General features: G+C 59.0%; 15 protein-coding genes. 9 read left to right on the top strand and 6 right to left on the bottom strand.

Annotation, left to right across the window (positions count from 1 at the left end; translation table 11 throughout):
* Positions 1-7 precede the first annotated feature (7 nt).
* The 3 genes from BUQ90_RS08000 to serS all read right to left on the bottom strand — a co-directional run bounded on the left by BUQ90_RS08000 (position 8) and on the right by serS (position 3,263).
* The gene (locus tag BUQ90_RS08000; protein WP_074204984.1) at positions 8-1,096 is read right to left on the bottom strand and encodes a M23 family metallopeptidase; all 1,089 of its coding nucleotides are present in this window, start codon (positions 1,094-1,096) and stop codon (positions 8-10) included.
* A gap of 116 nt (positions 1,097-1,212) precedes the next feature.
* Positions 1,213-1,980 carry a 5'/3'-nucleotidase SurE gene (surE, locus tag BUQ90_RS07995; protein ID WP_074204485.1) on the bottom strand — a complete coding sequence of 256 codons (768 nt, stop codon included), beginning with the start codon at positions 1,978-1,980 and terminating at the stop codon, positions 1,213-1,215.
* On the bottom strand, positions 1,980-3,263 hold the full coding sequence (gene serS / locus BUQ90_RS07990; RefSeq protein WP_074204484.1) for a serine--tRNA ligase: 1,284 nt from the start codon (positions 3,261-3,263) through the stop codon (positions 1,980-1,982). Before serS ends, surE begins: the two co-directional genes overlap by 1 nt.
* 215 nt (positions 3,264-3,478) lie before the next feature.
* Here serS and BUQ90_RS17860 point away from each other — a divergent pair, with 215 nt between their 5' ends.
* The 4 genes from BUQ90_RS17860 to BUQ90_RS07970 all read left to right on the top strand — a co-directional run bounded on the left by BUQ90_RS17860 (position 3,479) and on the right by BUQ90_RS07970 (position 7,464).
* A complete protein-coding gene (locus BUQ90_RS17860) occupies positions 3,479-4,480 on the top strand; it encodes a hypothetical protein (protein WP_239447372.1) in 1,002 nt (333 codons plus the stop codon).
* 780 nt (positions 4,481-5,260) lie between these two features.
* Positions 5,261-5,686 carry an RNA polymerase-binding protein DksA gene (gene dksA, locus BUQ90_RS07980; protein ID WP_074204983.1) on the top strand — a complete coding sequence of 142 codons (426 nt, stop codon included), beginning with the start codon at positions 5,261-5,263 and terminating at the stop codon, positions 5,684-5,686.
* Between the two features lie 234 nt (positions 5,687-5,920).
* Positions 5,921-6,331: a PilZ domain-containing protein gene (locus tag BUQ90_RS07975; RefSeq protein WP_239447371.1), complete on the top strand. Its 411-nt coding sequence runs from the start codon at positions 5,921-5,923 to the stop codon at positions 6,329-6,331.
* Positions 6,332-6,423: 92 nt separating this feature from the next.
* Complete coding sequence (locus tag BUQ90_RS07970) at positions 6,424-7,464, top strand: CaiB/BaiF CoA transferase family protein (RefSeq protein WP_074204482.1); 1,041 nt, start codon at positions 6,424-6,426, stop codon at positions 7,462-7,464.
* 7 nt (positions 7,465-7,471) lie between these two features.
* Here BUQ90_RS07970 and BUQ90_RS07965 read toward each other — a convergent pair whose 3' ends face one another.
* The 3 genes from BUQ90_RS07965 to BUQ90_RS07955 are packed head-to-tail and all read right to left on the bottom strand — an operon-like array spanning position 7,472 to position 10,644.
* The gene (locus BUQ90_RS07965) at positions 7,472-8,239 is read right to left on the bottom strand and encodes a LytR/AlgR family response regulator transcription factor (RefSeq protein WP_074204481.1); all 768 of its coding nucleotides are present in this window, start codon (positions 8,237-8,239) and stop codon (positions 7,472-7,474) included.
* Positions 8,239-9,402 carry a sensor histidine kinase gene (locus BUQ90_RS07960; protein WP_074204480.1) on the bottom strand — a complete coding sequence of 388 codons (1,164 nt, stop codon included), beginning with the start codon at positions 9,400-9,402 and terminating at the stop codon, positions 8,239-8,241. The genes BUQ90_RS07965 and BUQ90_RS07960 overlap by 1 nt, the downstream gene beginning before the upstream one ends.
* 6 nt (positions 9,403-9,408) lie before the next feature.
* Complete coding sequence (locus BUQ90_RS07955; RefSeq protein WP_239447370.1) at positions 9,409-10,644, bottom strand: DUF2891 domain-containing protein; 1,236 nt, start codon at positions 10,642-10,644, stop codon at positions 9,409-9,411.
* Between the two features lie 180 nt (positions 10,645-10,824).
* Between BUQ90_RS07955 and BUQ90_RS07950 the strand changes: the two genes are divergently transcribed.
* From BUQ90_RS07950 to BUQ90_RS07930, 5 genes are all read left to right on the top strand, one after another.
* Positions 10,825-12,117 carry an MATE family efflux transporter gene (locus BUQ90_RS07950; protein WP_074204479.1) on the top strand — a complete coding sequence of 431 codons (1,293 nt, stop codon included), beginning with the start codon at positions 10,825-10,827 and terminating at the stop codon, positions 12,115-12,117.
* 208 nt (positions 12,118-12,325) lie between these two features.
* The gene (locus tag BUQ90_RS07945; RefSeq protein WP_239447399.1) at positions 12,326-13,642 is read left to right on the top strand and encodes a cell wall hydrolase; all 1,317 of its coding nucleotides are present in this window, start codon (positions 12,326-12,328) and stop codon (positions 13,640-13,642) included.
* 127 nt (positions 13,643-13,769) lie between these two features.
* Positions 13,770-15,143, top strand: coding sequence for a class II 3-deoxy-7-phosphoheptulonate synthase (locus BUQ90_RS07940; protein ID WP_074204478.1), 1,374 nt, complete (start codon positions 13,770-13,772; stop codon positions 15,141-15,143).
* A gap of 2 nt (positions 15,144-15,145) precedes the next feature.
* The gene (locus BUQ90_RS07935; RefSeq protein WP_084192564.1) at positions 15,146-15,379 is read left to right on the top strand and encodes a hypothetical protein; all 234 of its coding nucleotides are present in this window, start codon (positions 15,146-15,148) and stop codon (positions 15,377-15,379) included.
* A 116-nt stretch (positions 15,380-15,495) separates the two neighbouring features.
* On the top strand, positions 15,496-16,041 hold the full coding sequence (locus BUQ90_RS07930) for a DUF4136 domain-containing protein (protein ID WP_074204477.1): 546 nt from the start codon (positions 15,496-15,498) through the stop codon (positions 16,039-16,041).
* Positions 16,042-16,045 lie beyond the last annotated feature (4 nt).

Below are 16,045 nucleotides of genomic sequence, written 5' to 3'. Positions count from 1 at the left end.
ATGTCGATCAGGTCCGCTTCGGCAGGTGGAGAGCCGGGTCTACCGGCTTGCGGTTCTTGCGAATTTCAAAGTGCAGTTGCGGTTCCTCAACATAACCGCTTTCGCCTGCCAGACCGATCACGTCACCCGCCCGGACCTTTTCGCCCCGTTCGACATTCAGCCGGGCCGCATGACCATAGGCCGTGACCCATCCCGATCCGTGATTGATGAGGATCAGCCCGCCAAAAACGTCGATCTCGTCCCCGCTGTAAGCGACAACACCATCCGCAGCTGCACGAATGGGCGTGCCTTCCGATACCGCAATGTTCAGACCGTCATTTACCACGCCACCGCCTTTGCTACCGAATCCGGATAGCAGCTTTCCTTCGACGGGCCAATTGAATCGGCCGGCAAAGGCTGAAGGCGGAGCGACACGCTTCTCCGGCATCACCGCCTTGCGCCAGTCAGAGGGTGGCGGCGAAACGGTTACCTGGCTGGCAGGGTCCGCCAGCGCCGGTTGACCCCCAGTCACGATATCATCGATATCCAGCCGGAAGGCCGCCGCGCGCTGCTCGAGGCTCATATTGACCGGATCCGCAGGTGCGGAGGCGGGCAACAGCAATTTCTGGCCAACCCGCAATACATAGGGTTCTTCCAGTCCATTGAGATCAACAACCTCTCGCCAGGGCACCCCGTAGGCCCGGGCGATCGCAATTCCCGTTTCACCGGAACTGACCCGGTGATAGCGACCGCCGGGGATGGACAGTCGTTGCCCGGGGTTGATCACATAAGGCGCAACCAGCCCGTTTTTCTTCGCGATAATCTGGGAACCGGCGCCGGTGGTGTTGGCGATTCCGCGCAACGTGTCACCCGGCTTCACCACATAGGTCATGTCCTCGACATCGAGTGCGACCGGCACGACGCCGCGCGCCTGCCAGGGTGCGGGTTGCGAGTCGATCCGGGCTGAACCGAATGCGGCCTCGTCCGTTCGCAGCATAGGTACGCGGTCCGGTGCGGTGTCAGGAACTGCTTCATTTTGCGGCCAGCTATAGTCCTGACCCGGCGGGATGCAGGCCGACAACGTTCCAGCCAGAACGAGAAGGATCAGATTACGCATGGATGCCCCCATGAACAGCAGGTCTTCAAAACTGGCCGTCTTTCTAGCAGCAAAACAGGGTCTTGCCAGCCCAGGTTGAGCCGAACCGGTTCGACGGCACAAGGCGACCGGAACGGCTACTTGCCGTAGAGCCGCGCAAGTGCGTCCATCGATTCATAGTGGGTCAGATCAAGATGGAGCGGCGTAACCGATACATAGCCATCCGCGGTTGCTTCAAGATCTGTACTGTGCGCCGGCGTTTCCACCATCGGCCCCAGTCCGAACCAGTGATATTCAAAGCCCCGCGGATCCCGATTGCTGACAATCTGCAACCGGCCATAATCGCGAATGCCCTGGGACACCACGCGCACCCCTTTCACGTCATCAGCGGGACCGGCGGGAAAGTTGATGTTGACCAGCGTCCGGTGATCCATGCGCTGCTTGATCAGCGGGCGGAGGACCTTTTCGCCCCAATGCAAGGCGGCATCGAACGGGACATCATTGCCGAGATCCCCTCTTGCATAACACTGGCTGAGCGCGATGGATGGAATGCCGGCCAATGCGCCTTCCATTGCCGCCGATACTGTACCGGAATAGGTGACGTCTTCTCCCAGATTGGCGCCGCGATTGACCCCGGACAGGATCAGGTCGGGCGGGCCGTCTTTCATGATCTTCGCAACCGCCATCATCACGCTGTCGGTCGGCGTGCCATCAACGGAATATTGCTGATCCCCGCGCTGGCGGATGCGCAGCGGGCGCGTGAGGGTCAGGGAATGACCGGCGCCGGATTTTTCTTCAGATGGCGCGACAATCCACAGATCATTGGACAATGTCTGGGCGATATCGAGCAGCACCTTCATGCCGGGGGCATCAAAACCGTCATCATTGGTCAACAAAATGCGCATCAGTTTTGCGGTTCCAGTGTGGTGACGCCGCCCATATAGGGCTGCAATATATCCGGGATTGTAACAGATCCGTCAGCCTGCTGATAATTTTCGATCACCGCGACAAGCGTCCGGCCCACTGCCAGCCCCGATCCGTTCAGCGTATGCACAAATTGCGTCCCCTTCGCTTCGCCGTCGGGCCGGAAACGCGCATTCATGCGCCGTGCCTGGAAATCGCCAGTGTTGGAAATGCTCGAGATTTCGCGATAGCTCCCCTGCCCGGGCAGCCAGACTTCCAAATCATAGGTTTTCCTCGCTCCAAAACCCATGTCTCCCGTGCAGAGCAACATCTTGCGATAGGGCAGTTCCAGCGCCTGCAGCACCGATTCGGCCGCCGCAGCCATCCGTTCATGTTCTGCGTCACTGTCTTCGGGCTTCGTGATGCTGACCAGTTCGCATTTTTCAAACTGATGCTGGCGGATGAACCCGCGTGTATCACGTCCGGCCGATCCGGCCTCGGACCGGAAACATAATGTCAGGGCGGTCAGGCGCATCGGCAAAGCCGCTTCCTCGACAATTTCTCCCATGACCGAACTGGACAGGCTGACTTCTGCGGTGGGGATTAGCCAGAGATCGTCGGTCGTCCGGAAGGAATCTTCCGCAAATTTCGGCAGCTTGTCGGTACCATACATGGCCTCATCCTGCACCAGAACCGGCGGGTTGCATTCGACATAGCCATGATTGCCGGTCTGGTGATCCAGCATGAACTGGCCCAAAGCGCGATGCAAACGTGCCATCTGCCCGCGCAGAAAAGTGAAACGCGCACCGGACATGCGGACACCGGTTTCAAAGTCCATCCCTAAGGCCGGACCGATATCGGCATGTTCCTGCGGTGCAAAATCAAAGTCCCGTGGCTGGCCCCAGGTTGCGACCTCCAGGTTGTCGGATTCATCCGCGCCAGCCGGTACATCCGCAGCCGGCAGATTGGGGATGACAGCCAGCGCATTTTTCAGCTCTTCGCCAACCTGTCGTTCTTCCTCTTCAAGGGTCGGCAGTTTCTGCTTCAGTTCGGCGACCTCTGCCATCAGGGCTTGGGCGGTTTCTTCATCACCCTGCCCCTTGGCCTTGCCAATCGCCTTGGAAGCTTCGTTGCGGCGCGCCTGCCCCATCTGAACCTCGGTCTGGAGCGCGCGTCTGCGTTCGTCGAGTTCCAGTATCCGGGCCGAGACCGGGTCATCGCCGCGACGCGCCAGAGCCGCGTCAAAATCGGCCGGGTTTTCTCTAATATATTTCAGATCATGCATGGGCTCATGCCTATGCCGAGCCTGCCGGGTACGATCAAGGGCAATCCTCGCAAAAATAGGGCGGCCGGTTTGACCCGGCCGCCCCAGAATGGAGTTCAAAAACCGCTGCTCAGGCGTCGGCTGCCTTTTTCCCGATGCGGCGGCGCGCGAACAGCGCTGCTGCTGCTGCACCGAAGAGCAGGACGACGGGAGGTGCCGGAACCGGAGTCCCGCCTGTGGAACCGCCGGTCGAACCGCCCGAGGATGAGCTGCTGCTCGAAGAACTTGAACTCGAGCTGGAAGAACTGCTGCTCGACGAGCTGGAGCTGCTCGAGCCGCTTGAGGTTCCGCCAAAGCTCGAGGATCCGCCGGTTGCGCCGGAAGAGGTCGAACTGCTCGAAGAACTGGAGCTTGAGCTGGACGAGCTGCTGCTCGAGGAGCTGCCACCGCTGCTCGAAGAGCCACCACTGCCTCCGGATCCACCAGAGCTGCTGCCCGACGATCCGCCACTGGACGAACTGGAGCTGCTGGAGGAACCGGAACTGCTGGACGAACTGGAAGATCCGCCGCTGCCACCGGAAGAACCGGAGCTGCCGCCCGATCCGCCGCTGCCACCAGACGAGCCGGAACTGCCGCCCGAGCCACCACTGCTGCTCGAGGAGCCCGAGCTGCTGGACGAACCGGAGCTGCTGGAGCTGCTGGAACCGCCAGAAGATCCGCCCGAAGAACCGGAAGATCCGGAACTGCCCGATGAACCACTTGATCCCGACGAGCCGCCGGTCGAACCGGTGCTGCCCCCAGGATGCGGTTTGCCGCCATTGGAACCCCCACTGGAACCGGACGAACTGGACGAGCTGCTCGAGGAACTCGAACTGCTTGAGGATGATGAGGAGGATGATGACGAGCTGCTGCCACCGGTAGACGTACTGACGCCGCCCGTGGAAGTGCTGACCCCGCCGGTGGACGTGCTCACGCCGCCGGTCGAGCTGCTGATGCTGCCCGAAGATGTGCTGGTCGACCCACCACTGGTCGAACTGCCGCCGGTCGAGGTGCTGGTGGAACCGCCGGTGCTGGTGGACGAGATGACGACACTGCCGCCACCGCTGCCACCGCCGCCGAAGAATCCGCCAAAGAATCCGCCGCCGCCACCGAAGCCACCGCTGCCACCGATGACAACAGGAACCGAACCGCCGCCGCTTTCCAGAACGGGAACCGGAGGCAGGGGAGCCGGGATATAGGGTGGCGGAGGAAGAGGTGCAGGCGTCTGCGCAATTTTGACAACACTCGGTGCACAGGCCGTCACGGTCTTGGTCGTAACCGTCCGCCGGATACGTTTGACCTTGCGCGCCGATTCACCCTTGCGCAAAACCCGTTTGCGATATTTCTTTTTCGAGTCAGCTTTTTTGACATAGGGAGCCGCAGGTGCTTCCGTCACATGGACTGCGCCGCCGCCGATCAGTGCACCGCCACATGTGCAAGCACATAATTTCGCTAAAGCCATCCGTACCGACATAGTATCTTCTCTCTTCCGCTTTGGAGCCTCCAGCGCAAACCCCCTGTGCAGGTGGTGCCCTTTCGGTTCCGACATGGATCAGAAGCGCAGAAGAAAAAGTTAATAACAATTGCGTTAACCTTGTTTGGGCCAATTAAATTCCGGAAAATCAGATCAATCCGTGACCGGGCAAAGTTAATGTCCCGATTTGATACCAATTTCGGCTGAAGTGTTGAGAAAACCGGTCAGAACAGCTTGCAAGTCGGCAGGCGACATCCGGAATTCCCGCAGCTTTACGCGCCGGTCCCGAACCGCGAAGTGGGTGATCGCAATCCAGGACGAACGACACCGCTGCACCGGAAAGTCAAAATTTTCTTCCGGGTTTCAATTTGCGACTTGTCTCCGATACGACCCATGGTTATAGGCCCGCCCTATGGCCTTCCCTCACCAGTCCGGGCAGGATTGGGGGCAAATGTTGGAGAGTGTTGTGGCGTCCTCGGCGAAGAAAAAATCCAACTCGAAGAATATGACGACCAATGATGTTGTCCTGCCTGACGGCTATCACCCTGCTGACGACGAAGAGTTCATGAATGAACTTCAGCTGGCATATTTCAAACAGCTGCTAGAGACCTGGAAACAAGAGATAATTGACGAGTCCAAGGAAACGCTGGCACATTTGCAGGACGGACCGATACAGGAAGCTGACCTGAATGATCGCGCATCCAGCGAAACCGACTGGGGACTGGAGTTGCGAACCCGCGACCGCCAGCGCAAGCTGACATCCAAGATCAACGCCGCTTTGCAGCGAATCGAGGACGGAGAATATGGCTATTGTCAGGTCACCGGCGAGCCGATCTCGCTCGAGCGCCTGAAGGCCCGGCCCATCGCTACGATGACGGTCGAGGCGCAAGAAGCGCATGAGAGAAACGAGAAAATCTCTCGAGATCAATAGCTTAAAATACTCTTTGCAGATTTTTTGTTGAATATAAAGTAATCGACTCAGCTGCACTGGCCAGGCGTTCGCGAATGACGACGTGCCTCGGACGCGGATGCCCCTTCCCAATCCATCAGAATGTCCTGATCATCAAGATCAACAAAACCGCGCGAAATTTTAACCAATTTTCCATCATTTGCGCGCTATTCGGTCTGTTAACGAGCGAATGATCAAACCAGGAATGGGTTGCAAATGATAGAGCCATATGACGAGAATCTCGGCCCTGACAATCAGACCAGCGGGATGCCAAAGCGGGAAGTCGATCGCGACAGCCTGTTTCTTCAGGCCCGTCTCAAATTTGTTGACGGCGATGATTGCGGCGACGTGCGGGTGCGCAACCTGTCGGCTGGCGGACTGATGGCAGAAGCCGCCGTCCGGGCCAAACGCGGTGACCGGATCGAGCTCGAATTGCGGAATATCGGCAAGGTGACCGGCCATGTGGCCTGGGTGGCCCAGGGTCGTTTCGGTGTCGCCTTTGATCACGCCATTGATCCAAAACTGGCGCGCAAACCGGTGGGTCAGTCGAAGCTGGAACTGCCGCATTATCTGAGGAAGCAGGCCGCCAAACACAAGCCGCTTGCCCACGGCCAGCGCCCGCGCTGACCCCGTCAGCCGGCAACGGCTATTCAGAAGACTTGATTTCCTCCGCCTGCCCGGCCTAGGACGTTTAATCACGCGATTAAACGGAGCAGATCATGGCGGGACCTCTTGCAGGAATACATATCGTTGAATTTGCCGGGATCGGCCCCGGACCTTTTTGCGGCATGATGCTCGCCGACCAGGGCGCGACTGTCACCGTCCTGCACCGGCCGGGTCGTCCACCGGATCCCCGGCTGGCACTTTCCAGATCACGCAAGCTGGTCGAGATTGACCTCAAATCTGCCGAGGGAATCCGGCAGGCACGTGACATTGTCCGCGAAGCGGACGGCCTGATCGAAGGTTTCCGCCCGGGCGTGATGGAACGACTCGGACTGGGTCCCGATGTGCTGCTCGCCGATAACCCGGGGCTGGTCTACGGCCGGATGACCGGATGGGGGCAATATGGCCCGCTTGCACAGGCAGCGGGGCATGACATCAATTATATTTCCATCTCCGGCGCGCTCCATGCATTCGGCCGCGCTGGCCAGAAGCCGACACCGCCGATCAACATGGTCGGCGATTTTGGCGGTGGCGGCATGATGCTGGCGCTCGGCATGGTATCGGCGCTGCTCCATGCCAAAACCGGCGGCAAGGGCCAGGTGGTGGACTGCGCGATGACCGACGGCTCGGCGGCGCTGATGGCGATGATTTTCGATTTTCAGAACATTGGTCAGTGGCAGGATGAACGCGGTGTCAATCTGCTCGATACAGGTGCGCATTTCTATGACTCCTATGAGACATCCGACGGCAAATATATTTCCATCGGCTCGATCGAGCCGCAATTCTATGCGCAGCTCCGCGAAGTTGCGGGGCTGGCAGATGACAGCGAGTTTGATGCCCAGATGAACCCGGCGATGTGGCCAAAGCTGAAAGACAAGCTGACCACCCTGTTTCTTTCCAAAACCCGCGACCAATGGTGCGAGCTGATGGAAGGCACGGATATCTGCTTCGCACCGGTTTTGTCACTGACGGAAGCCAAGCAGCATCCACATAATGTCGAACGTCAGGCCTTTGTCGATGTTGGTGGACATTTGCAGCCGGCTCCGGCCCCCCGCTATTCCGAAACGGTATCAGACAAACCCGAACCGCCTGCTTGATTCGGGATCATCGCGTGCGAATATTCTGGCCAATCTTGTTCTTGTAGCTGGGCCCCACCGGAAATTCCGCACCACATTGCAGGACACACAGAACCTGCCGGCCGTCGCGCCGGAACTCCCGGATTCCGGCTTTGCGCACGATCGTCGAACGATGAATACGCAAGAAATCTCCACTCGGCAGCCGGTCTTCCAGAACATGCATCGGTTCATGCACCAGCCGGGACAAACCGGAAGTCAGGCACAGGCGCATATAGTCTCGTTCGGCGAGGATATACGCGATATCTCGGCAAAGGATCTGGACCGAGCCTGCTCCATCTTGCACCCACAGATAGGGCGGCGGCTGCGCTGTATCGCCCTGCCGGCGGATACGCAGTCTCTCACGGGCCCGGGCCACCGCCTCCTCCAGCTGGGCCTGTTTCACAGGCTTGAGCAAATAGTCTGCCGCATCCAGCCGAAAGGCCTGGGCTGCATAGCTGCTGTGCGCGGTGGTGAAGACGATTTCCGGCACCTTGTCCCCTGCCGCCGCATTCGAACGGATCATATCTGCCACCTCGAGTCCGGAAAGGCCGGGCATATCCACATCCAGCAAGACCAGGTCCGGTCCGTGATCGCGCACTTTCTGGCAAGCTTCCTCTCCGGAGTCACACAGATCAATCAATCCGACCGAATCCAGTCGCTGACAAAGTGCCCGCAGGCGATTGCGCGCCAGGGGCTCGTCATCGACGACCAGAACATGAATCGGACTGCAAGCGGCCGGATCTCCGTTCGCGGACATCACCTGACCTGCAGCGCTTTGGCGGCATCCGGAACGATGATTGTGGCCACGGCAAATCCTTCCGCATCATGGCCGGTTTCCAGTGCAGCCTCATATCCGTAAACGGCCTTCAGGCGCTCCCTGACATTGGCCAGACCGGTCCCGGCTTGCCACTCCTCCGTTCCGGTGCCCGATATTGCTCCATCATTTGCGACAACCAGCCGCAATCTGTCGCCGTCTCGGCGGGCCGATATCTCGACCCGGACAGCGCCAGAGAATTGCGCCACGCCATGCTTGATCGCATTTTCCACCAGTGGCTGAATGATGAGAACCGGAACTTCCCAGTCCCGGACATCAACTGCAATCTCGCAGGAATAGTTCAACCGGTCAGGAAACCGCACCTTCTCGATCTCCAGATAGCGAGACTGCTGTTCGATCTCTTTCTCAACCGTAGTCATCCGGTGCTGTCCTTCGTCAAGCACCACCCGCATGAGATCGGCCAGCTGCTCAACCAGCTGCTCGGCTTCCGAATTGCGGCGATCAATGATCAGGCTGCTGACCGAATTGAGCGCGTTGAAAACAAAATGCGGATTGAGCTGGAATCGCAGTGCGCGGAGCTCGCTTTCCCGGGTCAATCGATCCAGCAGCCTGCTCTTCTCCATCGCCTTTTGTGTCGCGCGGTCATGGGACCATGCCAGATAGCCGCATCCCCAGCTGGCCAGGATCAAAAAATGCACAAATGTCGCCAGCAGCAGCGCGGCACGTGTTTCTGCCAATGACCCGGATAAATTCGCCCCGCCAAATCGGCCGGAGAAAAAAGCCTGCTGGTCGACGAATGTCATTCCAAACCAGGAAATAAGCAGTGCCAGCGCAAGTCCGGGAATGATCAGCACCGTTAATCCGCTGGAAATCCGCCCGCTTCCCAAAAAAGCCAGGACGCGATAAAGAACCCAGGTCGTCGCCAGCGCGAAACCCGTCAGCAGCAGATATTGCCCCGTCGCGCGGGCGGGTGACGGGGGTTGCAATATTTGGACATAGATGGTGGCGAACAGAAAATAGGTGCCCCAGACCGCGAGCATGCTGCCAATTGCGATACCGGGATTGACCGGGAACAGGTAGCGAAGCGCGGAGGCCGGTGGATGGTCACTCCGGTTTTCCAGTGTTCCCGGCACATCCGTAATCATTGTCAGTCACCCGTCCGGATCAGCCGCGGAATCCGCCGCTGGCTCAGGCGTTTCAAAGGGTCGGTCGATCCCGCGCTGCGTTCGCAAATAGGTCGCAAAACTGGCCAGCCAGTGGCTGCCGGCATAGTGGGGAGTGCTGACAGATGCTTCGCCGGCTTCGCCATGGATGCGAGCGGTTGCCAGTAATCCCGCCCGACGCGCATCGTCGGCGGGCAAGGCGGAGGCGACACCCTCCAGCGCCCATGCGCGCGACAGATTCACGCCATCGAGGTGAACCAGCTTGCCATCGGTCGGATCATTGACAATTCCGGGTTGCAACCAGTCTCCGCTGCCTTCGGTCGGCAGATCGGGCAGATATCCGGATAGCCACGCGGCAAATTCCGCTTCATCCATGATCCGCCGCATCAGGTCGGCGACCATCAGGCAAGGAGACAGGAAATCCTCGCCCGATGGCTCATAGCCAATCGGGCAATTGCGGTCATCGCGGTGAAAAGCCAGGGACTTTTCCCGAATGAGTGCTTCCATTTGCGCATCCTCTGCGCCGCGTGCCCAGTCGAGGATCAGACCAAAGGCAAAGGCGGACTGGTTGTGCGTCCCCAGCCGGATCGGATAAGCCAGTTTCGGGACCCAGTCCCGGATCCGCTGCGCGACAATCACCTCCAGTGGCTGCAATTCGTCAAGCCAGGATTGTGCCTGCTCAGCTTTGGCGTCCGAACCCGCCGCAATCTCCCGAAGTTCCGCCGTCAGCTGGAGAAACCAGGCCAGTCCATAGGGACGTTCGAAAGACGCGCGACCTTCGACGTTGAAATAGCCGATTTCCCCGGCAATGCGATCGGTCGTAAAATTGCTCGCCAGAGCCGCAACAATTTCCGCATCCATTTCCGGCACCAGATTCTGCCCCCACAGACGGACCAGCAGCCAGTGTCCATGGACGGCGCTGTGCCAGTCAAAACAGCCATAGAAGACCGGAGTCAGACGGACCGGTTCAGCGACATCCGCCGCACTTTGCATGACATGGCTGATCTTGTTGGGATATTGCCGATTGATACAGCTCAGCGCAGTGCGTGCAAAAGCATGTTCGGCTTTGCGCGGTCCCCGGATCTCGTCGTTCGGATCCGGCGCGACATTCCTGCGCTCGAAAAAACCCCGCTCTTCGCCCATATCTGCTCCCTGGTCTGCCTGAGGCGCGCAACCGGATAGCAGTGTCACGGCAAGGATGGATATAACCATGGGCAGGCGCATGAATGACTCTCCGAAATTGCCGCGAATCCTAGAGATGGATTGACCGCAAGGCAAAAGGCTATAGGGCAAATCCGCGAAACGCAAATTGCCAGTTCCGGCCAAAACCCAACTCAGGACCGCCCGATTTCTTCCCAGCAAGCCATATTTCTCAGCGGCAAACCCATCCGCCACATCACGGTAATGACGCTGACGGCCAGTGTCGGCCTGCTCACCATGTTCATCGTCGATTTTGTCGATCTGCTCTATATCGCACAGCTGGGCGACAGTGCGCTGACCGCAGCGATGGGATTCGCAGCAACAATCCTGTTCTTCGGAACTGCGTTCAATATCGGCCTGATGATCGCCACCAGCGCCCTCGCTTCGCGCAGTATCGGACAGGGAGATCCCCGTTTTGCACGGCGCTATCTCACCAATATCCTGGTGCTCAGCATGATGATCATGATTCCGCTTGCGATTATCTTTTTCGTGTTTGCGCCCCAGTTACTCGAACTGGCGGGCGCGGACGGGATGGCACGAGACGCCGCTTCGGGATATATCCGGATCGTTGCCCCGTTCATGCCATTTGGCGTGGCCGCCATGGTCTGTTCCGGGTTTTTGCGAGCGCATGGTGCTGCACGACGCGCGATGAATGTTACGCTCAGCATGGGTATCACCAACGCGGTACTGGATCCCATTTTCATTTTTGGACTGGACCTCGGGATCAACGGAGCCGCTATTGCTTCCGCCATTGCCGCGATCGTGTCTGCGGGCGTGGCGATCGTCCCGGTGATCAAGAGCTATGGCGGGTTTGAAAAATTTTCCGCCGAATTTTTCCGGATCGACCTCAAGCCGATCATGGCAATCCTGCTGCCGGCGATCATGACCAATGTCGCGACACCTGTTGGCGGTTTCATTTCCTACCGGTTTATCGCGGGCTATTCGGATGATGTTGTCGCGGGATTCGCGGTCATGGGCCGGATCACACCCGTGGCCTTCTGCCTGCTCTTCTCCCTGTCCGGCGCGGTCGGGCCGATTATCGGCCAGAATTTTGGCGCCGGGAAGTTTGATCGCATCCGCCTGACCATCCAGCAAGCGATGCTTTTTGCATTGGGCTACACCCTGCTGGTCTGGCCGTTGCTGCTCCTGCTCAACGAGCCGATTGCCGATATATTCAATCTCGAAGCCCAGGGACGCGACCTGTTCTGGACTTTCGCGCTGGTGTTGACACCTTTGTTCTTTTTCAACGGCATTCTGTTCATTTCCAATGCCGCCTGCAACAATCTTGAACGGCCGGCCTGGTCGATGATCATGAACTGGCTGCGCAACACGCTGGGCCTGATACCCTTTCTGTGGATTGGCGGGGCGCTTTACGGTCTGGAAGGGATATTGATCGGGCCAGCCATCGGCGGCATCATCTTTGGCATATTGGGCTATGCCGTCAGTCGCTATCTGGTGAACCTGCATGAATCAAAAGCACGAGCCTCCGAAACCTGATCTGCCCGAGCCGCGATATTCCGGCTTCAAAACCAGCGGACATGCCAAAAATGGCGGAAGAACAGCATTAACCATTTAATCCGCATTCCCTCGCCGTCCCATCCTGAAACAAGTCCGAATCGCCTGCGGAATCCGTTGCAAATCCGGGCTATACAGCCGCTTCCGGTCAATTTGCAGACCGGTTTTGCAGGAAGGCCTTTTGCGACAGATGCATGTCCCCCCGCCCTATGTTCCGCGGCTGAGCGAAAATGATCTGGCCACAGACGGGCCAGCAGGCTTTTCGCTGCCGCATCAGCAACCGGCGCCGGTCCAGGAACCTGTGCCACTGGTTCACGCCGCGGTGACATCGGCAAATGCCCCTGCACCGAACACAGACCGAGGAAAAATGCCCGGCTGGCTGCACCTCAGTAGCCGCGAGAAAGTGCTGTTCGCGCTGCTTATTCTGGGGATCATCCTGATCCCGGTGACCATGCCCCGCGCCAGCCTGGACGCGCGCGGATTTCAGCCTGCCCAAATCGCATTGCTGCCGGTAGAAAAGCCGGAGGAAAATTTTGCCGGCTCGGCCTTCTACTTTATCGATCCGGGCTATGCGATCCCGCAAAATTATGGAGACCTGGCGATTGATCCGCTGGCCGAACAAGACAGCGGATTGCCCAACACATCCGGGGATTTGGCCAGTCCGGAACTCGCGACGGCGCATCTCATCCGACCCGTCGCCTTTCGCGGTTCAGCCCTCGACAATGGCCGGGCGTTACAGTGCCTGACGTCGGCGATTTACTACGAAGCCGGTCTCGAGCCGGATGCCGGTCAAAAGGCCGTCGCTCAGGTCGTGTTGAACCGCGTGCGTCATCCAAGCTATCCTCCCACGGTATGCGGGGTGGTGTTCCAGGGCAGCGAACGCGCAACCGGCTGCCAGTTTTCCTATACATGTGACGGATCCCTCCGCCGCAAGCCCTCGCGTTTCCACTGGAAACGGGCCGGCAAGGTGGCCGCTGCGGCACTGTCCGGGAAAGTCGCTTCACCGGTCGGCACTGCGACCCATTATCACACTACGGAAATCTATCCGTACTGGGCCCCCAGTCTGCGCTTCCTCGGGACAATCGGGGCCCACCGTTTCTACAGCTGGAAAGGCAGCGCAGGCAAAGCCAGCGCCTTCAGCCAGAAATATCGCGGACGGGAGCCGCTCCCGGCTCCGAAACCGCGCAGTGCAGCGGCCAGCACCCCCAAATCGCTCGACCCGATCGCGCTGGAAAAAGCCTATGAACAAGCGCGGCAAAAGGCTGAACGGGAAGCGGCCCGACAGGAAAAAGCCGCAGCCGTGGCAGCGGACCGGGCCCGGCGTTTGCGCCTCAGTCCTGCACATGCCGCCAATACGAGCCGCACTTACCGGGCACCCGATTACAGCGCAGAGGCACTCAAAAAAGGCGGCGACGGGGCTTTTGCCGGACAGAAACTGCCCGATGTCAGTCAGATAAAGCCCGAATACCGAAAATCCGGAACCTGGAAAGCGGAACCGGGCAGCTGATCCGGACACGGAAACAGACCGACGCGGCCCGGTTACAGTCGCAACCAAACAAGGCTTTTGCTTGCCTTGCCCCTTGAATCGGGACTAAAGCCACCCGATTTTAAAACAGATTAAGCGGAGTGCACTCATGGCGACAAACTGGACGCCGAACGGCTGGAAGAATTTTGAAGGGCTGCAGATGCCCGAATACCGTGATTCCGCAAAGCTCGCGGAAACCGAACAGCTGCTGGGCACCTATCCTCCGCTGGTGTTTGCCGGAGAAGCCAGAAGCCTGAAAGCAGATCTCGCCGAAGTGGCGGAAGGCAAGGCTTTCCTCCTGCAGGGCGGCGACTGTGCGGAGTCGTTCGCGGAATTTCATCCCAACAATATTCGCGATACCTTCCGGGTCATTCTGCAAATGGCGGTGGTCCTGACCTATGCGTCCAAGCTCCCGATCGTGAAGCTGGGCCGGATGGCCGGTCAGTTCGCCAAACCCCGCTCGGCGCCGACCGAGGTGCAGGATGGTGTGGAAATGCCAAGCTATCGCGGGGACATTATCAATGGCATCGAATTTGATTCCGGTCGCCGGGAACCCGACCCCGACCGGATGATCCGCGCCTATAACCAGGCCGCAGCCACACTCAATCTCCTCCGCGCTTTCTCCACCGGTGGCTATGCCAACCTGCAGCAGGTCCACGGCTGGACCCATGATTTCATGTCGCGCAGTCCCTGGGCCAAGAAATTCGAGGAAATGGCCGACCGGATTGGCGAAGCGCTGGCATTCATGGAAGCCTGCGGGATCAATCCCGATACGGTGCCGCAACTCAAGGCGACATCTTTCTACACCAGTCACGAGGCTTTGCTCCTTCCTTATGAAGAAGCGCTCACCCGCCAGGATTCACTGACCGGCGACTGGTATGACACCAGCGCCCATTTCCTGTGGATCGGTGACCGCACGCGCTTCGAAGGCTCGGCCCATGTCGAATTCCTGCGCGGCATCAGCAATCCGATCGGCATGAAATGCGGTCCCTCGCTCGAGGCCGATGATCTGCTGAAAATGCTGGATACACTGAACCCGGCCCGCGAAGCCGGGCGAATCACGCTGATCTCGCGCTTTGGCCATGACAAGATCGAAGCCGGACTGGCACCCTTGGTTCGTGCCGTCAAAAAGGAAGGCCATCCGGTCATCTGGTCTTGTGATCCAATGCACGGCAATGTGATCAAGGCTGACAGCGGTTACAAGACCCGGCCATTTGACCGGATTCTGGCAGAGGTGCGCGGATTCTTCGCCGTCCACCGGGCCGAGGGTACATTTGCCGGCGGCATCCATTGCGAGATGACCGGGCAGAATGTCACCGAATGCACCGGCGGAGCCGTGGCGATCACCGATGCGGCGCTGGGCGATCGCTATCACACCCATTGTGATCCGCGGCTCAATGCGGCGCAATCGCTGGAACTGGCATTCCTGCTGGCAGAAATGCTGAACCAGGAGCTTTCTGACCGCGCTCGCGAGGCAGCCTGATCATGGCCGAGAAAATCCGGCCGGAACGGATGCGTCCGGAAGATTATGCACCAGGAGAATCACCGATGAGTCGAGGCGCAACCTATGTCCGCAAGGAAATCGTCCGCAACGGCGTCGGCTTTGGCAGCGCGCTGGCAATCGTCATCAGCTTCACCACCCACAAGTCGATCATCTGGGCGATCATTCACGGTTTCCTGTCCTGGCTCTACGTAATTTACTACGCGCTGACTCGCTAGGCCCGACAACATGCCGTTTTGCGACGGGGCGAGCGATAACCGGCGGCTATTTCCGTGACATTTCAACCGGTCTGTATTATCCTGATTAGACAATCGGTTACAGGTCCGGGAGCGCCATGATCCGTTCAGCCATTCTGACAGTTTTGACCGCGACCCTTGTCGCAGGCTGCGCTGGCCCGATTGAAACCCGGATCATGACACAGGCTGCGGCGCCGCTTCCCGACAAACAGACCTATGATTTCGGATCGGTCGCGGAACAGGATAATGAACTGTACCGGGCCGCTCGCGAACTGGTTGATTCAGCTTTGAAATCGCGCGGATTTCGCACGGCGGAAAATGCATCCACTCTGGTCGACCTGACCCTGGCCGACCGCCCCGCTGATATCGCCATCAGGGTGGGCGAAGCCACGCAAGAACTCGTTCTGGCAGATGTGAAGGCACAGAAGCCGCTGCAATCCTGCAAGGATCGCGAGCACCGGCTGACCATCACCTTTGCCGACCGGGTCTCCGGGGCAATGCTCTATTCCGGGACCGCGGCGGAATATCACTGCAAAGGCACCATTGAAGAATCCCTGCCGCATCTTGTCCGCGGTGCCATGGCGGAGTTCGGATCGGGATCCGGCACCCGGCAATTTGTCCGTACCCGAAGCGGCGTCGAATAGCCCG

Origin of the sequence: Parasphingorhabdus marina DSM 22363, from assembly GCF_900128895.1 — a bacterium.
GTDB lineage: Bacteria > Pseudomonadota > Alphaproteobacteria > Sphingomonadales > Sphingomonadaceae > Parasphingorhabdus > Parasphingorhabdus marina.
Note: the sequence above shows the minus strand (reverse complement) of the source record. Positions and strands in the feature narration are given on the sequence as shown.